Origin of the sequence: Apilactobacillus sp. EABW-1NA (genome assembly GCF_030398685.1) — a bacterium.
In the GTDB taxonomy this organism is placed as follows: domain Bacteria; phylum Bacillota; class Bacilli; order Lactobacillales; family Lactobacillaceae; genus Apilactobacillus; species Apilactobacillus waqarii.
The window spans coordinates 1-22,096 of the sequence record NZ_JAPDKO010000024.1 but is presented as its reverse complement, the minus strand read 5'-3'; the positions used below and the strand labels follow the sequence as shown (position 1 = coordinate 22,096).

At 32.7% G+C, this 22,096-nt stretch carries 19 protein-coding genes and 1 rRNA gene; 12 read left to right on the top strand and 8 right to left on the bottom strand.

The genetic code is table 11. The annotated features are described in order from the left end of the window. Window positions 1-6: 6 nt before the first annotated feature. Window positions 7-123, top strand: a 5S ribosomal RNA gene (gene rrf, locus OEZ61_RS06625). A gap of 305 nt (window positions 124-428) precedes the next feature. Then, window positions 429-1,700 carry a cation:dicarboxylase symporter family transporter gene (locus OEZ61_RS06620; protein WP_034534597.1) on the top strand — a complete coding sequence of 424 codons (1,272 nt, stop codon included), beginning with the start codon at window positions 429-431 and terminating at the stop codon, window positions 1,698-1,700. A gap of 975 nt (window positions 1,701-2,675) precedes the next feature. Here OEZ61_RS06620 and OEZ61_RS06615 read toward each other — a convergent pair. The 3 genes from OEZ61_RS06615 to zwf all read right to left on the bottom strand — a co-directional run bounded on the left by OEZ61_RS06615 (window position 2,676) and on the right by zwf (window position 7,367). Continuing rightward, window positions 2,676-4,223, bottom strand: coding sequence for a multicopper oxidase domain-containing protein (locus tag OEZ61_RS06615; RefSeq protein WP_034534598.1), 1,548 nt, complete (start codon window positions 4,221-4,223; stop codon window positions 2,676-2,678). Window positions 4,224-4,364: 141 nt separating this feature from the next. Next, window positions 4,365-5,804, bottom strand: a complete 1,440-nt coding sequence (gene gndA, locus OEZ61_RS06610) for an NADP-dependent phosphogluconate dehydrogenase (RefSeq protein ID WP_034531023.1) — start codon at window positions 5,802-5,804, stop codon at window positions 4,365-4,367. Window positions 5,805-5,885: 81 nt separating this feature from the next. Then, window positions 5,886-7,367, bottom strand: a complete 1,482-nt coding sequence (gene zwf / locus OEZ61_RS06605; protein WP_034531024.1) for a glucose-6-phosphate dehydrogenase — start codon at window positions 7,365-7,367, stop codon at window positions 5,886-5,888. A 239-nt stretch (window positions 7,368-7,606) separates the two neighbouring features. Here zwf and OEZ61_RS06600 point away from each other — a divergent pair, with 239 nt between their 5' ends. Continuing rightward, window positions 7,607-8,782, top strand: a complete 1,176-nt coding sequence (locus tag OEZ61_RS06600) for an MFS transporter (RefSeq protein ID WP_290047183.1) — start codon at window positions 7,607-7,609, stop codon at window positions 8,780-8,782. A gap of 44 nt (window positions 8,783-8,826) precedes the next feature. On the opposite strand, the gene nrdI is transcribed toward OEZ61_RS06600, so the two are convergent. The 3 genes from nrdI to OEZ61_RS06585 all read right to left on the bottom strand — a co-directional run bounded on the left by nrdI (window position 8,827) and on the right by OEZ61_RS06585 (window position 11,853). Next, complete coding sequence (gene nrdI / locus OEZ61_RS06595) at window positions 8,827-9,282, bottom strand: class Ib ribonucleoside-diphosphate reductase assembly flavoprotein NrdI (protein WP_034534600.1); 456 nt, start codon at window positions 9,280-9,282, stop codon at window positions 8,827-8,829. Between the two features lie 72 nt (window positions 9,283-9,354). Further along, entirely contained in the window at window positions 9,355-10,746 is a 1,392-nt protein-coding gene (locus tag OEZ61_RS06590; RefSeq protein ID WP_034531027.1) for a hemolysin family protein, read from the bottom strand. A 168-nt stretch (window positions 10,747-10,914) separates the two neighbouring features. Further along, window positions 10,915-11,853 carry a restriction endonuclease gene (locus OEZ61_RS06585; protein WP_221618710.1) on the bottom strand — a complete coding sequence of 313 codons (939 nt, stop codon included), beginning with the start codon at window positions 11,851-11,853 and terminating at the stop codon, window positions 10,915-10,917. Window positions 11,854-12,176: 323 nt separating this feature from the next. Here OEZ61_RS06585 and OEZ61_RS06580 point away from each other — a divergent pair, with 323 nt between their 5' ends. Next, a complete protein-coding gene (locus OEZ61_RS06580) occupies window positions 12,177-12,395 on the top strand; it encodes a hypothetical protein (protein ID WP_220382323.1) in 219 nt (72 codons plus the stop codon). 610 nt (window positions 12,396-13,005) lie between these two features. On the opposite strand, the gene OEZ61_RS06575 is transcribed toward OEZ61_RS06580, so the two are convergent. Then, window positions 13,006-13,758 carry a hypothetical protein gene (locus OEZ61_RS06575; RefSeq protein ID WP_220382324.1) on the bottom strand — a complete coding sequence of 251 codons (753 nt, stop codon included), beginning with the start codon at window positions 13,756-13,758 and terminating at the stop codon, window positions 13,006-13,008. Between the two features lie 181 nt (window positions 13,759-13,939). On the opposite strand from OEZ61_RS06575, the gene OEZ61_RS06570 reads away from it, so the two are divergent. From OEZ61_RS06570 to OEZ61_RS06535, 8 genes are all read left to right on the top strand, one after another. Then, the gene (locus OEZ61_RS06570) at window positions 13,940-14,524 is read left to right on the top strand and encodes a recombinase family protein (RefSeq protein WP_290047184.1); all 585 of its coding nucleotides are present in this window, start codon (window positions 13,940-13,942) and stop codon (window positions 14,522-14,524) included. A 265-nt stretch (window positions 14,525-14,789) separates the two neighbouring features. Then, window positions 14,790-15,968 carry an ATP-grasp domain-containing protein gene (locus OEZ61_RS06565; RefSeq protein ID WP_220382325.1) on the top strand — a complete coding sequence of 393 codons (1,179 nt, stop codon included), beginning with the start codon at window positions 14,790-14,792 and terminating at the stop codon, window positions 15,966-15,968. Continuing rightward, window positions 15,965-17,179: an ATP-grasp domain-containing protein gene (locus OEZ61_RS06560; protein ID WP_220382326.1), complete on the top strand. Its 1,215-nt coding sequence runs from the start codon at window positions 15,965-15,967 to the stop codon at window positions 17,177-17,179. Before OEZ61_RS06565 ends, OEZ61_RS06560 begins: the two co-directional genes overlap by 4 nt. 12 nt (window positions 17,180-17,191) lie before the next feature. Then, complete coding sequence (locus OEZ61_RS06555) at window positions 17,192-18,445, top strand: ATP-grasp domain-containing protein (protein ID WP_220382327.1); 1,254 nt, start codon at window positions 17,192-17,194, stop codon at window positions 18,443-18,445. A gap of 16 nt (window positions 18,446-18,461) precedes the next feature. Continuing rightward, window positions 18,462-18,872, top strand: coding sequence for a nucleoside 2-deoxyribosyltransferase (locus OEZ61_RS06550; RefSeq protein WP_220382328.1), 411 nt, complete (start codon window positions 18,462-18,464; stop codon window positions 18,870-18,872). A 1-nt stretch (window position 18,873) separates the two neighbouring features. Next, window positions 18,874-19,929 carry a thymidylate synthase gene (locus OEZ61_RS06545; RefSeq protein WP_220382329.1) on the top strand — a complete coding sequence of 352 codons (1,056 nt, stop codon included), beginning with the start codon at window positions 18,874-18,876 and terminating at the stop codon, window positions 19,927-19,929. A 20-nt stretch (window positions 19,930-19,949) separates the two neighbouring features. After that, window positions 19,950-21,128 carry an MFS transporter gene (locus OEZ61_RS06540; protein WP_220382330.1) on the top strand — a complete coding sequence of 393 codons (1,179 nt, stop codon included), beginning with the start codon at window positions 19,950-19,952 and terminating at the stop codon, window positions 21,126-21,128. A gap of 527 nt (window positions 21,129-21,655) precedes the next feature. Then, window positions 21,656-21,808 carry a recombinase family protein gene (locus OEZ61_RS06535; protein ID WP_258924610.1) on the top strand — a complete coding sequence of 51 codons (153 nt, stop codon included), beginning with the start codon at window positions 21,656-21,658 and terminating at the stop codon, window positions 21,806-21,808. 191 nt (window positions 21,809-21,999) lie between these two features. On the opposite strand, the gene OEZ61_RS08235 is transcribed toward OEZ61_RS06535, so the two are convergent. Continuing rightward, a complete protein-coding gene (locus OEZ61_RS08235) occupies window positions 22,000-22,092 on the bottom strand; it encodes an IS3 family transposase (RefSeq protein WP_080719905.1) in 93 nt (30 codons plus the stop codon). Window positions 22,093-22,096: the final 4 nt, after the last annotated feature.

The following is a 22,096-nucleotide window of genomic DNA, read 5'->3' as shown; positions in this document are numbered from 1 at the left end:
AAATAGTGTGGTGGCGATAGCTAGAAGGATACACCTGTTCCCATGCCGAACACAGAAGTTAAGCTTCTAAACGCCGATAGTAGTTGAGGGATCGCCCTCTGCAAGGGTAGGAAGTCGCCGCGCAATTTATAAAAGAGTTACCGTTTGGTAGCTCTTTTTTTGTACATTCAAAACGATACATTACTTTTTATGATAAAATTAAAGAGGTGTGCTGATCACACTTGATTAACTACAGGATTTGAATGGAAATAGAGATATTTCGTTAATCCAGGGCACACCATAATGTTAATATCTGAATTACTATCGTAAAACTACATAAAATAGTTTGTCTTTTATCGTTATTTAGGTACATTTTCATTATTGAACGGGGATATTATTCGTGATTTATGATAAAATTATATTAATACATATTAAGGAGAGGCTTCGTAATGAAGAAATTTAAAATAACACTAGGGTGGCAGATCCTAATTGGTTTAATTTTAGGTATCATCCTAGGTCTAGTGTTCTACAAGAACGCTACTGCAATTACTGCAATGCAAAGTGTTGGTACAATGTTCATTCGTTTGATTCAAATGATCGTTGTTCCAATCGTTGTTTCATGTTTAACTGTTGGGATTGCCAACATTGGTGATATCCATAAGTTAGGCCGTATTGGTGGAAAGACTATTCTATACTTCGAAATTATGACTACAATTGCCATTGTTTTAGGTTTAGTTGTTGGTAATGTTTTCCATCCTGGTGACTTCATTAACGTGCATTCATTACACGCTACTGATATTACCCAATACATGACTACCGCTAAGACTGCAAACCACACTGGAATCTGGGGTACATTAATCAACCTAATTCCGGTAAACGTATTTAACTCAATTGCTTCTGGTGATATGATGCCAATCATCGTATTCTCAGTATTCTTTGGTTTAGGTACTGCTGCAGTTGGTGAAAAGGGTAAGATTATCGTTGATTTCTTAAACGCTGTTTCACAAGTAATGTTCAAGATTACTGGTTGGATCATGAAATTATCTCCAATTGGTGTTTGTGCATTAATTGGTGTTACTCTAGCTGAACTTGGTGTTTCTGCATTAGCTCCACTAAGTTACTTCGTGCTATTAACTTACCTAACAATGATGGTATTCGTACTTGTTGTTATGGGACTAGCTGCTAGAATCTTTGGTTTCAAGATTACTGACCTTCTAAAGGTGGTTAAGGAAGAAGCCGTACTAGCATTCTCAACTGCCAGTTCAGAAGCTGCACTACCAAGAAGTATCGACAAGATGACTAAGTTTGGTGTTAGCCCATCAATCGTTTCATTCGTAATCCCAACGGGTTATACATTTAACCTTGATGGTTCAGCAATTTATCAATCACTTGCTGCATTATTCCTAGCTCAAGCATACGGAATTCACCTAAGCATTGGTCAACAACTTACTTTACTTGTTGCCCTAATGATTACTTCAAAGGGTATGGCCGGTGTTCCTGGTGCTTCATTCGTTGTGCTATTAGCAACCGTTTCAACTGTTGGTATTCCAGTTTCTGGTTTAACATTCATTGCCGGAATTGACCGTTTCATCGATATGGCCAGAACAGCAGTTAACGTTATCGGTAACTCACTAGCAACAGTGATTATTGGTAAGTCTGAAAAAGAATTCGATCCTGAAAAAGAAGCTAAATATTTACAATCAATCGGAATTCATAAATAATCAAAAAAAGACCTATTCCTTTGGGATAGGTCTTTTAAAAAAAATAATTAGACCATACTGAAAACTAAAAAACGGCATTTTTAACTAATTATCATCTTACTTGTGTAATTAATCATAAAGATTAATATAAGCGCATAGAAGCTAAAAATAGCCTATATTCGATTAGAAATTATAGACGTAACTTACTTATTTCAAAAGCGTAAATAAAAAGACCGAATCAATTTGATCCGGTCTTTTTCCTTGTGTTTAACACAAGAAAAGAGACAACCTACAAAGTTGTCTCTTTTATAATTAATATTGATACAGATAAGTAGCAATTACTTTGGCGTAAATCTACGTCCCCGCAGACTCAACGAAGATTTTTGTGTAATCTCATAATTACTCAGTTTATCTGTTCTTAAAATTTAGTAGTAGTATAAACTGTTGTCCATACCTCCCCAACTAGTTCCCTAGAAGGTGAAGCATCATCAAGCAATTATTAATATTTAATTTTAAATTACTGTTATTAGCTGCTAACATTTCACTGTTAATTAACGTTTCACCGTTAAGCATGCAGCTAAAGGATACTGAGATAACCAACAACAGTTAATTCTCCATCTAAATAATCTATATTGATTATGTTGATTTCGGGAAAATTAACTGTCAAAGGTCATCTCAATTCTATTTGTTTAGAATTGAAACAACTTCTGACATCAATTTTCCCTTGATAGAATGATCTTTCGACGCTCCTGGATCAAAAGTTAATTCAGTCATATGTTGTTCACTCCTTTTTCTAGTTTTATTACAATGTTTATTGTACACCAATTATTATATTTTGACAACATTTCACTTATAAATTGATATAAATATTTTTCATCATCTAATCAAAATGCAAAAAGAACCTAATCATATCAATGATTAGGTTCTATATTTCTATATTTCTATATTTCTGTAGTTCTATAGTTTTATAATTCTATGATTCAATATATCTATAGATTACATATCACAGTGATCCATATTTTCCATGTGGTCGTAACAAGACATACCGCTTAAGTCGAGGTCTTCGACGGCAACACCACGTTCTTTTGCGAATGCCTTCATTAAGTCATCCATCTTAGTTAGATGGAATTCTTGTGGGTGGTCTGGGTCATCGACTTGGATTTGGGCCATCATACCGCCATCTTCGTGTTCGATGATGTGGCAGTGATACATGAATACGCCGGGGTGATCGAACCACGCTTTGAAGCGGACGGTTTCATCAGGGTTCACTCCGATGGTGTCCTTTAGACCGGTTTCATTAGGGTATGGGGCATGGCCATCTCTGTCCAATACTTCAAATTGGCAACCATGCATGTGGAATGGGTGGACCATTCCGTTTTCACAGTCGTTGGTGTTGGTAACTTCCCAGATTTCGCAGTTACCCATGGTTTGTTTGGCATCGATTCTTTCCATATCAAACTTCTTACCATCTAGGGCAACTTCTTCATCCATACCGGACATAACGACTTTTCGGACGGGTGTGTTCTCAGTAACTTTGGGTGTGTTCATTTCAAATAGGGTGTCAGGAATAACGCTGTTATCTTCTGCGAATTCATGGATTCTAAAATGCATGATGGGGACATCGTCAGAATATAGGACAACTTCATCACCTGGTTTGTATTGACCGAAATCAACAACAATTTCTTGTCTTTCGGCACAGGTAATCATTAGGTGGGTAAAATTAACAGGGTGGGTTAAAAGGCTTCCGTCACCTGCGATTTGAGTGAATTCAAGGTCGTCTGAGAAGTGCAAACGCCATTCACGACGGTTGGCACCATCTAGTAGACGAAGACGAACTTTTTGGGTGGTGACGTCAAAGTATGGATTAACTGTTCCGTTAATCATTGCGGTAGGACCTTGAACGCCATCTGGGTCATAATCAGCCTTGTAATCCCATTGGTTATCTTCATGGAAACGACGATCTTGTAGGATAACGGGGATATCGTCGACACCATAAGTTCGTGGGATTGGAAGGGTTGCTTCATGTTCATCCTTGACGACAACAGCGGTAGCTAGGCCATGCCAAACTTGTTCGGCGGTTGATGGGCATGGATGAGCATGCAACCAAAGGGTAGCTGCAGGTTGATCACACTTGAAATTTAAAACCTTACTTTCACCTGGGTAGACAGGGGTGTGACAACCACCATCGATATCACCGGGAACGTTTAAACCATGCCAGTGATAGGTAGTTAATTCCGGTAATTCGTTTTTAACAGTGACGTGAATGTTCTTACCACGCTTGAATAAAATGGTTTTACCTAGTAGTGCTTGATTGTATCCCCATGTCTTAGTGGCTTTACCGGGCATAATTTGTGCTTCACCAGCTTGTGAGGTAACTGTGTAGTACATGTCAGTATCGGTCTCTTTGTCAGGGGTAAGTAATTCTGGAACCTTTAACTTTTGTTGTTCCACGTTTGGTTCTTCCAAAGGAATGTAACCACCGTCGTGCGTGTTAAAAGCGGGTTCGTAAAAGAAATAATCTGTGTAGACTTTTTCGGTAGACATAAAAAATAACCTCTCTTTTTTCAAGATTGGTTATAGTATATTCCTGTTTATATTGATTTGCAATTAATAACTATTACAAACTAGTATGTATTAAAAAAGAGACGATTTAATCGTCTCTTTTTATTGTGATCAATAATTATATTATTGTTCAGTGTACCATGGGTAATGGAAGTTACCTTCACGGTCAGTACGTTCATAAGTGTGAGCACCGAAGTAGTCACGTTGTGCTTGTAGTAAGTTAGCAGGTAATACTTCAGCACGGTATGAATCGTAGTAGTTAACAGCTGCTGAAAGTGATGGAACTGGAATACCAGCCTTAGTTGCAAGAGCAACAACATCACGAGCATCTTGTTGGTACTTGTTAGCGATTTCTGAGAAGTATGGGTCTAACAATAGGTTAGTTAGGTTTTCATCCTTTTCGAAAGCGTCAGTAATGTTTTGTAGGAATTGGGCACGAATAATGCATCCTTCACGCCAGATTTGAGCTAGTTCACCGAACTTCAAGTTCCAGTCATATTGTTCTGAAGCGAAACGTAGTTGTTCGAAACCTTGAGCGTAACTCATAATCTTACCGAAGTATAGAGCCTTACGTACACGTTCTACTAAGTCCTTCTTTTCGTCATCGTTGATGATGTCTGAAGCCTTAGGACCGTTTAATACCTTAGCTGCTGCAAGACGTTCGTCTTTTAGCATTGAGATGAAACGAGCGTATACTGATTCAGTGATAACTGATTGGTCAGTACCAACTTCCATGGCATCTTCTGATGACCACTTACCAGTACCCTTGTTAGCACCACGGTCTAAGATCATGTCAACGATAGGCTTGCTCTTGTCAGCACCTAAATCGTCTTTTCTAGTTAAGATATCAGCAGTAATTTCGATTAGGTAACTGTTTAGTTCACCTTTGTTCCATTCCTTGAAGATATCAGCTAATTCGTCAATGTCGATACCGGCACCGTTACGAAGAATGTCGTAACTTTCGTCGATTAATTGTTCATCACCGTATTCAATACCGTTGTGAACCATCTTTACGTAGTGACCTGCACCGTTAGGTCCGATGTAAGCAACACATGGCTTACCATCGCTAGCCTTAGCAGCGATTTGAGTTAAAACAGGTTCAACTAGCTTGTATGCTTCTTTTTGACCACCAGGCATTAGTGATGGACCGTGTAAAGCACCTAGTTCACCACCAGAAACACCCATACCAATAAAGTTGATACCAGATGCATCTAGTCTAGCGTTTCTTTCGATTGTGTTATGGAAGTTAGTGTTACCACCATCAATTAAGATATCACCCTTGTCTAATAAAGGTAATAGTGAGTCGATAGTTGCGTCAGTTGGCTTACCAGCCTTAACCATCATAACGATACGACGTGGAGTTTCTAGTGAGTTAACAAAATCTTCAACAGAGTAACTTGGTACCAAGTTCTTGTCTGCGTGATCCTTCATTACCGCTTCAGTCTTTGAAGCTGAACGGTTAAAAATACCTACAGTGAAGCCGCGGCTTTCAATGTTAAGGGCTAAGTTCTTACCCATAACAGCCATTCCAACAACACCAATGTTTGCTTTTGAGTCAGCCATTATAAACCTTCCTTTTTAAAGAAAATTGTGTATAAATATACACTTAGATTTTAACATTTTAATGATTAAATGTCATATAAATTATTTTTTTGAGTTAAAAACCCAAGCTCTGCCATCACGAGCTAGTAATTCGTCGGCAGCATCAGGTCCCATTGAACCTGGTGTGTAGTTAGGGAAGTCTGGTTTGTCAGTATCCCAAACGTGTCTGATAACATCGGCGAATTCCCAAGCACGACTTACTTCGTCCCAACTGGCAAAGTTAGTAGCGTTACCTAAGATAGCATCGTGGATTAAACGTTCGTATGGTTCTGGAGTAGCAGCCTTTTCTTCATCACTTTGAGTGTGAGTTAAGTCTAGTGGTTGCATTTCCATACCTTGACCAGCTTGCTTTCCGTTTAGACGTAGGATGATCTTGTTAACAGGGTCTACGAATAAAGTAAGCACGTTGTTGTTTAATTCGCTTTCAGTTCCTTTAGCAGCTGCAAAGATGTCTACTAGCGGTTTCTTGAATACAACATCGATTCTAGTAAACTTGTCAGTTAGCATCTTACCAGTTCTGATGTAGAAAGGAACGTTCTTCCAACGTTTGTTTTCGAACAATACTTTACCGGCAACGTAAGTTTCGGTAATTGAATCGTTAGGAACGTTGTCTTCGTGACGGTAATCTCTTTGGTCACCGTTTGCACCATATTGTCCACGAACGAAGTTTTGACGAGCTTCGTCTTCAGTGTAAACATGCATGCTTCTTAGTGCACGAATCTTTTCTCTGCGGATGTCTACGTCCTTGAATGAAATAGGGTCTTCCATTGCAAGAATAGTAAGCATTTGCATAGTGTGGTTTTGTACCATATCACGTAGGGCACCTGAACCATCATAGTATCCGGCACGTTCTTCAACACCTAGCTTTTCAGCAAGGGTTACTTGAATGTTGTCAATGTACTTGTTGTTCCAAATACCTTCGATTAGTGGGTTCCCAAAACGTAATGCAATAATGTTTTGAACCATTTCTTTACCCAAGTAATGATCAATTCTGTAAACTTGGTTTTCGTTAAATGATTTAGCCAAAGCATTGTTCAATTCTTCAGCTGTGTCGTAGTCACGTCCGAATGGTTTTTCGATAATTAAACGGTTGAAACCGCCATTGTCTGATAAACAATTGTGGGCTTTTAAGTTTTTAGCTACAGTTCCAAAGAAGTTAGGAGCCATGGAAATGTAGAAGATACGATTTCCTTCAATATCATATTGTTGGTCTAACTTGTTTGCGTAGTCACTTAATGCGTCGTAATGTTCTGGATTAGTTACGTCGTGTGACATGTAGTAAAAATGACTAGCGAAAGCTTTTGCTTGTTCTTCGCTGTCAGCGTTGGCGCTTACAGAGTCCAAGATTACTTCGCGGAACTTTTCGTCGCTCCATTCACGACGACCAGTACCGATTAATGCAAAGTGATCGTTATCTACGTAACCTTTTTTGTATAGGTTAAAAATAGATGGATATAATTTACGTTTAGCTAGGTCACCTGTTGCACCAAAAAGCATGAACAAGGCACGAGTTGCTGTTGCCAATTACCGTCACTCCTTATAGAAAAATTTTAACGAATCAAATGAAATATATTCATTTTCGGTTAATAATACAAGGCTATTATATAACACCATGCTAAATTAAAAAAGTGTTTTTAATCCATAGCACAAAAGAAATGTAAACGCTTTACTAAAATTTAATAATTTAAACATCTCTTAATGGATATTATGCTCTCAAATGAATTATAATTGTTGTTAGAACATTTGAATAAGGGGGAGGATTCATGAAGAAAAGAACAGAATTAGGACTTCGTTTAGTATTTTTCTATTCACTACTGTTAAATTCCGGTGCTGCATTCATGTGGCCACTAGTAACGATGTATATCGATGACTATTTACATAAGTCACTACTAGTGTCGGGGGTATCATTACTATTTATTTCCGGTTTTACCATTATTGGTAATTACATCGGGGGTTATCTATTTGATCATTGGTCAGCGTACAAAGCGGCCTTGATTGGTATTACCGTCTCGACGTCCGCCATTTTAGCATTAATTTTCTTTCATGGATGGCCTACCTTTGCGATTCTAATGGTAGTTTTAGGGTTTGGAGATGGGATTAACCTAACACTTCTAAACTCATATGCTACCAACGTTAAGAGTAAGGACACCAGAACGGTATTCAACATCCTATATGTTGGATTAAACATCGGGGTCGTAATCGGAACTGCGATGGTTGGATACCTACTAAAATACGGTGTCGCCATTGTCTTTATGACCGCAGCGGTATTTTACATCTTGCTATGGTTGCTTACTTTTGTATACTTCAACATCGACTTTTCAGACTACGATAACAGTATTCCAAAAGAAGAAATCAAGGAAGAAAAAGAGGGGATTATTAAGTCCAACGTTCGACTAATCTATCCAATCTGTATCATGGTATTTACCGTCTACTTGAGTTATACATTGTGGGAAAGCGTCATGTCAGTCCACATGGTTAAAATGGGGATTCCGTTTGAAGCATACTCAATGCTTTGGACAGTTAATGGTCTAATGATTGTATTTGGACAACCTATATTAAATTACGTAAGTAAACGACTAAAAATTCATTTAAATCACCAAGTTTTCTTGGGAGTATTCATCTTCGCAATTTCGTTTTACTTCCTAGTTTACGCAAAGACTTTCCCAGTCTTTTTAGCCATCATGATTTTCCTAACATTTGGTGAAATGTTGGGACTACCTGATGTGCCAGCTTGGATTGATCAACTATCGACCAAGTCGGAAAAGGGTAAGTATCAAGGGATGTTCAATGCGTTGATGTCAGCCGGCCGTGCAATCAGTCCACTATTTGCCGGATTGTTTGTTGAAGGCTTTGGCTACAATCCATTGTTCATCTTCGTTACCGTCTTAATGCTAATCGCATTATTCTCGGTTATGATTATCAGTCGTAAAACAGAATAATCAAAATAAAAAAGGGTTCGTTTCGATATGAAACGAATCCTTTTTTATTTATCGTATTGTTTTAATTCATCATAGACTCTGACCACGTCTCGATCAGTTCCACGAAGTTCAAAGTCGGTCACAAATGGTGCGTTGAATTGTTTAGCGTAACGTTTGGCAGTTAGACAGTATTGCTCGTTGAAATTCTTGTTACCAGAACCGATAACCCCAATGCAGTATTTAGCGTTGTCGTTGTAGTCGATGTATTCGCCTAAAGTGTTGGTCATCATTTCTTTGACGCCGTTATCAATGCCGTTGCCGCCATCTAGGTAGGTAGGAACGAATGCGAAGAAATTGCCGGTTTCATCAGCGAAGTCTGATTGATCAGTGATTTCCTCTAACTCAATTAACGGGTTATTGTCGTCGTCATTATGTACGTTTTTAGCATATTCTTGTAAGTTGGTCACAAAGTTACGCGTGTTACCAGCCACTGAAATATATAGGATTCTAATTGGTTTCAATGTTTAGCTTCCTTTCAAGGCAAAATAAAAAATCTGTTAGGAATATATTCTAACAGATTTAAAAATTATATATTAGTCTTTACTTTCTTCATCTTTTTGTTCTTCAGATGATTTTTCAGCCATAGCCTCGTGGTTATCACGTAAATCGTCTACTTCGAATAAATCGATAAATGAGTTTTCAAAGTGTAATACCTTAAATGTGAAAGTATCTACCTTGAATTCTGTACCAGGTTTGATTTGAATACCTGGGTTATTGTCGATAAAGTAACCGGAAAGGGTAACACTATCTGATTTGCTGAAGTCTTTGATTTCAGTCTTGAAGTAACGTTCAAAATCATAAGTAGTCATCTTACCACTTACTTGGTAAGTACCCTTAGGTTGCTTGAAGACGTATTCATTGGTTGCTGGATCGATTTCGTCTCGAACAGTACCGAATAGTTCTTCATAAATATCTTTATCAGTAATAATACCTGAAGTACCACCATATTCATCAACTACGACAACAATAGGAGTTCTCATAGTAATCATCTTTTGAAGCACTTCAGTAATCTTCATTGTTTCAGGAACAGTTCCAATATCACGAATTAGACGTTCAACTGGAATGTTTGAGTTCACTCTTGATTGACGAACAAGGTCGTAACAGTAAACGTAACCTAGAATGTTATCTTTGTTGTTATCGATAACAACTGGGATACGACTGAATTTTGATTGTAGGTATACTGTGATGGCATCGTCTACTAAAGTATTGATGTCCATAACAGTCAATTGAGTTCTATCAATCATGATGTCTTTGGCAACTTTATCGTTAAAGTCGAAGGCACGTTGCATGTATAGGTAATCGTATTTTTCAAGATCACCATTTTCAACGGCTTCCTTTGAGATGCTTAGGATTTCAGCTTGTGACATTGATTCGTCACTTTCGTCTGTCATCTTAAGACCCATTAACTTAACAACACCAGCAGCACTGACGTTGATAGCCCATACACCAGGATAGAAAATTGTGTGGAAGTAATGAAGTGGAGTAGCCACGTAACCTAGAATTCTTCTAGGCATGGCGATACTGATGTTCTTAGGTACAACTTCAGTAAACACCACTTCTAAATAGGTAAGAATCAAGATACCAATTACACCACCAATGGCGTGAGCGGTACCAGCAGTGACCCATCCAGATTTTAATTCAAGTAAATCAAAAATGGCGTCAACGATAAGACTTTCACCAACCCAACCCATGATGATACCACAGACGGATACACCCACTTGGGTGGTTGATAAATAGTCATTTAGGTTAGTGATCATGTGCATTTCACGAGCAAGCTTCTTTGACTTACCCTTATTTTCTTCTTCTTCTTCCAACATACTGTATCTGGTTTGCACTAAGGCAAATTCACAGGCAACAAAGTAAGCGGCGAAGAAGAATGCAATCAATACAATAACGATTTGAAAGAATATCGCACCACTATCCAACAGAACATTCCCCGTTTCTTAATAAAATTTATATAATGTCTACATTATACCTTTTATGTTTATTTTTTTTAAGTGATTTAATGAATATAATAACCTATTTTCACTAAAAAAGATTTAAAAAAGTTAAACTTTAGGCAAAAATTTAACTTTTATTCTACGTATATAGTGTTACACATTTGCTTCAGCAATTAAACTAGCTAGCTTATCTCTATTCCATAGGTCGATGTCTAACTTTTCGCTCGCTGAGATGGCGTGAGGGGTGAAGTAGCTGTTGGTAATGACCACGGCCTTCTTAGAATTGTAGTAACTACGCCCTGAGTTGGCCTCTTGGACCGCCTTAATGCCGACGGGACTGGCGTATAGTTTGCATTGAAATACATAACTGGTGTCACCATTTTTGGCGTAGACGTCGACACCGAAGTCGCTGCTACCCTGAGTGCGTTTGATATCTGAGAAACCAAGTGCCTTAAGCAAGTCACAGGTAAATGTCTCAAACTGATAACCGTCGAAGTTATCAATTGTGGCCAGTTTTTGTTTGGATTGATAATCCATAAATGATTGATACTCGTCGGTCACATGGGCGTCTGCTAGTTGATCTCTTTGGTCTTGGAGACGCTTGATGTCTTCTACTAGGATATCGTGTTTTTCAGTTAACTCATTTAGCTGTTGGTATTTGATGTTGAGTTCATTGATTTGCTTACTCAACTGATTACGGTAGGCCTTTTGCGACTCAATGCGTTCGTTCATCTCGTCTAATTGACGCTTTAACATTGATAGTTCGTTTAGATAGGGCGTCGTTTGGGCCTGGTATTTCTGTCTGGAAATGTCGACGGATTGATTTTGATACGTCATCTGATTTGAAACGACGGGTGTCTTTTTAAACGTATATGTTTGATGACGACTGAGGTTGTTTTTGATGGTTTTAATAAAGTTTTTGTCTGATTTTGGTAGGATGCAGTAGCCAATGACAAGCAGGGTAAATGCGATGCACAGTGCTGTCAGCTGATTGTAAACCTTTGATAGGTGCACCATGGCTACCACGATGTCGATTATTTTCAATATAATTAGGATACATATAAATCGACGAATGAAGTGACTGATTTTCACGTCTAAACTTCCTTTTTAAGATTTGATAATAACCCTATTTTATCAGATTTGACGCGGTTTCTCTATATTCTGAAGAACGTTTGTTCTATATAAATGCAAAAAGTAATATCTCAGTAAACTAATTATGGAGAACGCAAAAGGTGTAGATCACTTAATTACTGGTCTGCGTCTTTATATGTATAAATATTCAAAAAATAAAAAATATTTTAATTTAAGTAGCAAATAATTCTATAATGATCTTATGTAAAAGCTTATTGGACAATGATTTCAAAATTATGATACTTTGTGTGAGTTACATAATTATTTTTTTGGAGGATTTCATTTTGAAATTAAACAAGTCTTTAAAAAGAAATAGAAAAATATTTATTGCAGTAGACCTTGTACTTACATTCTTAGTTGCTGCTTCTGCTGGATATTTATCAGGTAAATTTAATTTTTCTTCAAGTCAGAACATTATAGCTATTATTGTTGTAGTGATTATAATATTAATGATAAGTCATATAACGCGTTTGAATATGAACGATAACGATAAAAAGAAATAATTTAATTAGTAAAAATTAAATATATTTTTTAAGCATGATATCTATTAACTGTACAAAATATAATAGACATCATGCTTTTTATATATCTTATGATTAGGTACCTATTCAAGGTTTGGATAGATCATTTATCAAATTGCAAAATAAATTATATAAGAAGATATAACAATAAAAAGAGATACTGAAAACAAAGAATTTATAATAATAACCAAGCACTGATTAAATAAATTGTGCAAATAAATTAATAATTATTTGCATAGTGCTTATGATGCCATTGATAGGCACTTTTCGCATGCAAATAAGTTATGCAATAAATGTATTTTAACAATACGAATTTGACAAAAACGTTTCAGGACTACATATATAAATAAGACACCCCTTTAGAAATAGGTGTCTTATCTTCAAACTATTTATTCTTTTTTCGATTCATATGATTTATTAATAGTCCAATAATATTAAGGATAAATAGAATTAATAAAATAACATTTTTATACGGATAATCAACAATAAAATACAATATCGATAATACAGATATGATTATTAAATTGACGAATGCAAATATTCTATTGTTCATTTTTATACCACCTTTAAACACATAGACGAAATTTTTATCCTATTGGAAGTTAACACTCCAATATTCCACAAATGGTGAATGATTAAATGCAATTCCACCAGGCATATCCTCCAAGGACTTTCCTAGAGCTTGTGCAATAGCAGCAAAAAGTCCAAGTGACGCTGTTACTCCTTGTAAAGTCGGAACAACTGCAGTGACTGCAGTACCCCATCCTGCATACACTCCAACTTGTGAAAGGATTCTACCTATTTTGTGAAGATCTGATTTTGAAACATGAACCCTTTGTCCCCACCAATAATTGCGAACATATGTCTTACCTTCATGGAATCTAAATCTGTAGGAAAGATTATCATCATCTTCTTTTACTTCAGGAACTGTAACAACAGACTTAGAAGATTTTTGAACGAGCACGTCGTTATACATCTTACTTTGAACAATGTTTTTATTTTGATCTTTAATAATATTCTTTAGTTCTTTAATTTCATCTTTACTTGCGTTTGATGGTAAAGATGAGTAATTAATTTTGTATTCACCATCATTTGTTAAGTAGATTGAACTATTAAATTTTTGTACAAATTGGTTATAATTATTATCATTGCTGAATTTATAACCAACACTAATATTAGTAGATAATGATGTTTGAGCTTTATTTGTATTTTTTGGTACACTTCTGCTTACTTCATTTGCGCTTACAATATTAACTGTAGAAGTTACTGCAACAGTTGCTAAAGTAGTAGCTGATAACGATAGGATACCAATATTGTAAATAGTAGTTTTAAGAGTTTTTTTCATTATAAAGACCCTCTTTCAGCAATGATTTTATATTGTTATTAAACAATCTCTAATAACATCTATTAGTATATCATGAAAATCACATTATAAAATTTTAATAAATATAAATAATCATTAAATAAATCGATTGGTTTTATATAACTTTCTAATTAAAAAAAGAAAAGATAAAAAGGAAATGATAATAATGCAATATGGATATGCAAGGGTTAGCACCTTAGGTCAATCGCTAGATAATCAAATCCAGGATCTTAGGGATAATGGTGTATTAAAAAAGAACATCTACACTGATAAATACACTGGTACTAGTACGGATAGAGTAGGATTCCAAAAGTTATTAGATACTTTAAAATCAGATGATACTTTGGTGGTTACTAAACTAGATCGACTAGCTAGAAATACCAGAGAAGCTCTTAATGTACTTAACGAATTACAAGACAAAAACATTAAGATCAATATTTTAAATCTTGGAATTATTGATAATTCATCGATTGGAAAATTTACAACAACCGTTTTACTAGCTGTTGCCGAAATGGAAAGAGATATGATTGTAAATCGAACCCAAGAGGGCAAAAAATATGCCAAAAAACATAATCCTAATTACCGAGAGGGACGCAGGACGCGTCTCACAGGAAAGAATAAGGACAAGTACCCAGCTATTTATGAATATAAGCAGTCTCACACGGCTGAGGAGACCGCAAAAGCATTTGGAATATCTGTTAGAACGGTTTTCTATGTAAATTCAATTTTTAAAGATAGCGGAAAGTAATAGGTGTGATAATTTGCTATGCAATACACCCATTTAAACAAAAACAACACCCCATCACTGCCAATAAGGCAATGGTGGGGTGTTGTTTAGTATATTATGATACATGAATATTCTACTATCAAAACATTTAATATAAGTAAAATTAATTATATATTATAAAAACATTAAAAACATTAAAAAAATTATAATTAAGTTGCTTTTATTTAATTTAAGTTTTAGCATACTTTAAAAGTAGTTTTATCTTATATATTGGAGGTCAATTAATATGAGCGTTGTTATTATAAACAGATGGTTAGATAACTTTTGTGACTATTCAAAAATTATAAAAAATAGAAATATAATTTATATTACAAATAAAGATGGAAGTCAGTACGTGAATCAGTATGATCATAACGCTAAAAATATTGTTTTAGATGATTTAAACAATTATTCTTCTCTAAAAAAGGCTGTAGAAAATATACTAATTAAAGACAAAATTGAACTAATTATTGCAATGTCTGAAAACGATATTGCTAATGCAGGGCACCTTAGAACAGACTTTGGAATTAAAGGTATGGATTATGATACATCCAAAAAATTTACAAATAAAACTTACATGAAAAAGGCTTTAAAGAACACTAATATTTTTTATCCAAAATTTGGAGAATTAAAATACATCGAACATTATAACTTCAATTATCCAATAGTTTTAAAACCCAAAAATGGTAATTCCAGTAAAGGTGTAACTATTGTTAAAAATTCTAATGAACTTTTGAGTTTTATTACTCATTGTAAAAATATTGAAAATTATGAATTTGAAGAATATATAAGTGGAGATATTTATCATGTAGATGGATATGTAAGTAAAGGAAAACTAAAATTCTGTAAACCTTCTCGTTATATAAATACTCCATTACAGTATGAAACAAATAATTCACCCTTAGGTTCTCAATTAATTTTGGATAAAAATTTTGATTTAAAAGTTTTTAATTTTACAAAAGATGTACTGAAAACATTAGGACTCAAAAATAGTGTTTTTCATTTAGAATTTATATATCACAATGGTAACTTATTTTTTTTAGAAGTTGGAGCAAGACAAGGTGGAGGAGAAATTGTTCCACTATATAAGCAAGTTTTCGGAATAGATCTTGTAAAAATACTTCTAAAAACACAGCTATTAGAAAATATAGATGAAAGACCTATAAGGAAAGAAAAATCCGGCGGTTATTTATTGTTCCCTGTTCCAAATAATGCTCCTTGTATTGTTAATAAGGTAACTAAAATTAATAATATTAAAACTATCAAGTATCAAATTTCTCCAAATATAGGTGAAAAATTAACAAAAAATGGAGGATATTATTTTAACTCAGGAAGATTTTTATTCATAGGAGATTTCATTACGATTAAAAAAGATATAAAAAGAGTAATTGATGAATTTAAAATTTATACGGAGAAAATAAAATGAAAAGATTATTAATATTCGAACCAAATACAACGTCAGGTATTAAAATTGTGAATACTGCTAAAAATATGGGAATTTATGTTATAGCAGTAACATCAGAGAATTTGTTTAAGACAATCTATCCGAAGGATTTAAAAAATAATATTGATGAATATGTTTTTTGTAATTTTAATAATAGAGAAGAGAATATAAAAGATATTTTCAAAACAGTTAAAAATTATGGAATTAATGGTGTAGTTTCAGGTTTTGAATTTTTCTCAGATTGGGCTATTTCATTAGCTCATTTATTAAATGTTCCAACAAATAATTATAAAAATGTAGAAGTTTTCAGAGACAAATTGCTAATGTCCAGGCTTTTTAAAAAGTATCATATTCCTAGCCCAAAAACTTTTACTATATCAAGTTCAAAAAGCGTAAAAATACAAGATTTCCCTATTTTAATTAAACCAAGTAATAATGCAGGTTCTTTTGGCGTTATTAAAGTTAATAATAAAAAGGAACTTGATCTAGCTATTAAAAATATAAAAGAAAATGATACCGAGTTCCCACATGGATTTAAGTTGAATAGTAAAATAATATGCCAAGAAATACTTGTAGGTCCTGAAATTAGTGTCGAAGTTATTGCTAATAAAGGACAATTTCATTTATTAGCTTTTACAGAAAAAATAACTACAAAGGGTAAATATTCTGCAGAATTAGGTCATATAATCCCAGCCCCTATAGACAAATATAAATCATTTGAAATACTAGATAATGTTTTTTCAGCAATGAGGGTAATGGGTTTTATTAATGGAGTAGCTCATGCAGAATTAATAATCACTAATAATGGCCCAAGAATAATTGAAATAGGAGCAAGGTTGCCAGGAGACTTTATTCCAGATTTATTAGAAAAAGCATTGGGAATTAATGAAGCAAAATTATATATAGAATCTGTTATGGGAAATGACATTAATATAAAACATACAAAGGAAGGTTTTGCAGGTATAAATTTCATAACAACAAATAAAAAAATCAAATTTAAAAAAATATCTTGTACTAAGCAATTATCAAATGATACCAGTTTATTAATATATTCAAAAAAGGGAGACATAATCAATCCCACTCACGATAATATGTCTAGAATTGGTCATATTTCAACTTATGCCGATAGCTATTTACAATTAATTAATAAATTGAACATTGAAAGTAATAAATTATTTTTAGAAAGTGATTAGGGAGTGATTATGTTGAAAAAAATTGCATTTATAAGATCTATAGATATAAAACAAGCAGAGCCTACAATATCACAACTAAAAAATGATTTTATAAAAAACAATAAAATTGATTTTAAAATATATTATTCTGGAAACAAATTAGACGATCCTTCTTTATCAGAAAACATAGAAACGTTTGATAAAAATATTAAAATTGAAGAATTAGCATATAAGATATTCAAATGGAAACCTGATCTGGTTGTATCAATATCTTTACCTGACAATAATGCTGTAAGAGATGCGGTGCTAAAAGAATACTTGTATAAAAAATACAATATTAAAATGGTTATGCATCCAATTAAATCTACCTTACTTTTAGGAAATAAGTGGGATACAAATTTTTGGTTAAGAAGTATGAATTTTAATACATCAAATGCAATTCATATTTCATCAGAAATGATTAATAATCTTCATAATAATTATGAAGATTATAAATACTATTTTGATGCAATATCAACATCAATATCTAATATGAAGAAACCATTATTCGTAAAACCATTAAGAAATTCTATGTCTATAGGAGTAAAAGTATTTAATGATGATAAGGACATTATAGATTATATTTATAAAAATAAAGACCAAGACTATATAATTGAAGAAAAAATAAATGGTCAACTATACGGTATGGAAGCACTCATAAAAAACAAGAACATTTTTTTTCAACCTTTGGTAAAAAAATGTTCTTTAGAAGGAGGAGCTTTAATGCCCTTTGGACATTTAAGATATGGAAACATAGTAATTGATAATGATATATATAATAAGATCACTAAACAAATTACAGAAATAACTAAGAAACTTAAATTACAAGGATCTGTTGAGTTTGAATTTATTGTAGAAAAGAAAGAATTTAAATTTGTTGAAATTAACCCTAGAATTTCTGGAATGACAAATCTATCATCATCAATATCTAATATAAATACATTTTCATGGCTAATAAATTCAAATATTACAAAAAAGAACATAAATAAAAAAATAAATAATTTTATTATAGCTGAAATTCCATTAGATAGTGTTTCTGAAAATTTTTATAAAAATTATAAAAAACTAAAAAAAGTCATAAGTATACAAAATGTAACATATCATAATGGAGAAAAAAGTTGGAAGGCTCTGTTTAAAGGTAAAAGTCTAGAAAAAATTTACTTATACATTAATAATCTTCAAAAAAAGGGAGACATTAAGATCCCCTTAAACATAAAAAAAGAATTTGAAAAAGAACTATTTTTTTAATAAAGAGGGAATAATTATGAAAATTTATTTTGCAGGATCAATAAGAGGTGGCAGAGAAGATGTTTCGGTTTATAACAATATAATTAAATATCTAAAAACAAAAGGTGATGTTTTAACTGAACATGTTGGTGACTATTCTTTGTCTATAAAAGGTCAGAATCAACTATCTAATAGTTATATCAGAAATAGAGACATAAGGTGGTTAAAAAGTAGTGATATTTTAGTAGCAGAAACATCTGTTTCTAGTATAGGTGTGGGATATGAATTATCTTATGCTGAAAAATTTAATATTCCAGTTATTATTTTACACAATGATAGTAAATCACAACTTTCTGCAATGATAGAAGGAACTGAATATTTTAACAATATATATCACTACAAAAATATAAATGAAGCTTTATCTTATTTAGAAAAGAAGGTTTTTTAAAATGTCAAATACAAAAAATGAAACTACTGCTTTAATAAATGTTTTAGATAAGATTGACAAAAATGGTGAAATAGTATGCACAAGAGGTTTTGAACAGAAAGAAATATTAGCTAATTTAGAAATTATTTCCCACCCAAGTGAACGTATTATTTTATTGCACAATAGAGGTAACAATATTTTTGCTCTTATTGCTGAAACAATATGGGTCTTAGCGGGACATAATGATATGGAATATTTGCAAAGATATTTACCTAGAGCGGTTGACTTTTCAGATGATGGGAAAATTTGGAGAGCTGCTTATGGTCCAAGACTTAGAAATTGGCACGGTGTAGATCAATTTAAAAGTGTTATTAGCAGAATAAAGGAAGATAAAAACACCAAAAGAGCAGTTATGTCTATTTTTGATCCTGAAATAGACTATGTAGATTCATTAGACATTCCATGTAATAATTGGCTACATTTTATGAATAGAGATAATAAATTAAATTTAGATGTAGCTGTAAGAGCAAATGATGCAATATGGGGGTTTGGTGGTATTAATACTTTTGAGTGGAGTGTATTATTACAATGCATGTCATATTGGACTAATGATAAAGTTGGTCATATGAATTGGTACACTGGTACAATTCATTTATATAGTAGACATTATAAAAAAGCAGGTAACATTTTAAAAAATAATATTAATCCAAAAACTATATATGACTTCGATGTGCCCACTTTAAAATTTAATACACCTTTTGAAAAATTTGATATTATGTTAGAAAACATATTTAATTTAGAAAAAAATATGAGAAATGATAAAGATATATCAAAAACATGGACAGAAGTGAATAAAATAAAAGATGATTTATTTAGGAATTTTTCTCAAATGTTGTTTATTTACAATCTATTTTTAAATAATAAAAATAATAGTTTAATAAAAAAATATGTAGAGCTAATGGAAACAAGCGATTTAAAAATAGCGGCTATTGAATACTTTTCAAGAAAGTTTTCAGATAAAAATATGTTTAAGCTAAATAACAAAGAACAAAATTTCTTTAATTACTATTGGAAATAAAAAAAGATGTGAAAATTTTTATGAAAGAATATTACAGATTCCTCTCTGCGGACTTACTCTCTCAATTTAGTTCAGGAGTTATGTTATCCGCCATTAGTTGGTATGCTATTAGCTGGTATAAATCTAATAGCTTAGTATCAAACTTAACAAATACAAATCTATTATCAGGGCTATTAATTACTGTATTAATAATTCCAATAATTGATAAAATAAAGGAAAATAAGATTATACAAATATCTCTATTGATAAAAACATTAATGATCTTATCGAGTATAATTTGTTGTACCTTATTTAAGGATATAAAAATTGGGCTATTTATTATAGCCTTAGCTAACGGAATTAGCTGGAATATTTATTTCCCAGCTTCAAAGAAATTTATTCAGAATATATCAAATATAGAAGAATTAAATAAAAATAATTCATTATCGGAAACTATAATGCAAATTGGTCTATTTTCGTCTGGATTAATTTCAGGAATACTTTTAAAATACACAAATATATTAAAAATACTGTATTTGATACTTTTATTATCATTTATATCTACATTATTATCAATAACTTTAAAAAAACATTCGAACAATAAGAAAAACAAAAATAATATTAATAATAAATATAGTAATTACAGCAATAATTACATATACCTATTATTAATAGGTATAGTATTATATATACCTTTCGTTGGAGCAAATGAAATAAATACAATCTTGCCAGGATATGTAACAGAAATTTTAAAAGGAAATTCTATAATTTATGGATCAATAGACATGATGTATGGAATTGGAGCAATTCTATCAGGAGTATTAGTATCATATCTATATAAAAAAATAAAGGAAACAAATATAGTAAAATATATTTTCATTTGTTCAATAATTATTGGTGTAATATTGTCAATAAATAAAAGCATAATAATATCTTATACACTATTATTTATTTTAGGAATTATAGGTCCAAGTATACGTATCATTATTAACACATTGACAATGAAAACAGTGAATTCAAAAAGTATAGGGAAATTAATGTCAATCTGGAACATAATAAGTATACTATTACAAATACTACTAATTAAAGCATTAGGAAACATAATGGACTCATATGGAGCAAATAAAGGATTTATATTATATTCAATAACAATGATTATAGGTTTAATTATAACTTTATTTATCTTCAGAAAAGACAAATATAATAATATAAAAAAATAAAAACAAGAGCAATATTCAAATAAAACGAGTGTTGATCTTGTTTTTTTAACTATGTAATTGATATGAAGTGACGTTTCGGTCAGTTTAGAGGGGGATTGTGCGGAGCAGACAGCACTTCTCCTATATTTGATGTTCATTGATTTTTATCAATAATTGAAATATAGAAGAATAAATAAGCTGTCATGTTTCTACTTCTCCGTAATTCATCGGATTTACCGGCATCACATTTCAGCTCGCATTCACTTTGATAATTTTACTTCACACACACATCCGATAAACCTACTTTTTCAGTTTGACCCAATAAAAACACGCCCTTTATTGGTTGCCCTGCTTAATATTTTGTAAAGTTGTATATTATATGATGAAATAAAATATTTGTTGAGATATAAATTTTGGATATATCCATTGAAAAAAGTGATGTCCATTTAGAACCATAGTAACCGAACTTTTATTATCATTAAAATGATGATTTCTCATTTTACGATATATCTGATAATTCATCGATTGGAAAATTTACGACAACCGTTTTGCTAGCTGTTGCTGAAATGGAAAGAGATATGATTGTAAATAGAACCCAAGAAGGTAAAAAATATGCTAAAAAACATAATCCTAATTATCGAGAAGGGCGTAGGACGCGTCTCACAGGAAAGAATAAGGACCAGGTACCCAGCTATTTATGAATATGAGCATTCTCACACGTCTGAGGAGACCGCAAGAGCATTTGGAATATTGTTAGAACCGTTTTTTATATTCAATCTATCTTTAAAAAGAAAAAGTAACTACTCAAAGAACCCAATTTTGAACTTCTTTGAAAGATTATTCTAAGAGCAAAAAAAGGACACTGACCTGAACCCCTAAAATTGGAAGATGGTTATGCTATTTTCTGGGAGGAATTGATCCGGTATTCAACCGGTGACATTCCTCCCAGTTTTTGTTTTATACGATAATTGTTGTAATAAGATATATAT

Bases quoted from the DNA above. Each gene is read 5' to 3' on its own strand.
- OEZ61_RS06565 (WP_220382325.1), top strand. From the start codon at position 14,790: ATGAGCGTTGTTATTATAAACAGATGGTTAGATAACTTTTGTGACTAT.
- OEZ61_RS06545 (WP_220382329.1), top strand. From the start codon at position 18,874: ATGTCAAATACAAAAAATGAAACTACTGCTTTAATAAATGTTTTAGAT.
- OEZ61_RS06600 (WP_290047183.1), top strand. From the start codon at position 7,607: ATGAAGAAAAGAACAGAATTAGGACTTCGTTTAGTATTTTTCTATTCA.
- OEZ61_RS06540 (WP_220382330.1), top strand. From the start codon at position 19,950: ATGAAAGAATATTACAGATTCCTCTCTGCGGACTTACTCTCTCAATTT.
- OEZ61_RS06620 (WP_034534597.1), top strand. From the start codon at position 429: ATGAAGAAATTTAAAATAACACTAGGGTGGCAGATCCTAATTGGTTTA.
- OEZ61_RS06550 (WP_220382328.1), top strand. From the start codon at position 18,462: ATGAAAATTTATTTTGCAGGATCAATAAGAGGTGGCAGAGAAGATGTT.
- OEZ61_RS06615 (WP_034534598.1), bottom strand. From the start codon at position 4,223: ATGTCTACCGAAAAAGTCTACACAGATTATTTCTTTTACGAACCCGCT.
- OEZ61_RS06560 (WP_220382326.1), top strand. From the start codon at position 15,965: ATGAAAAGATTATTAATATTCGAACCAAATACAACGTCAGGTATTAAA.
- OEZ61_RS06575 (WP_220382324.1), bottom strand. From the start codon at position 13,758: ATGAAAAAAACTCTTAAAACTACTATTTACAATATTGGTATCCTATCG.
- gndA (WP_034531023.1), bottom strand. From the start codon at position 5,804: ATGGCTGACTCAAAAGCAAACATTGGTGTTGTTGGAATGGCTGTTATG.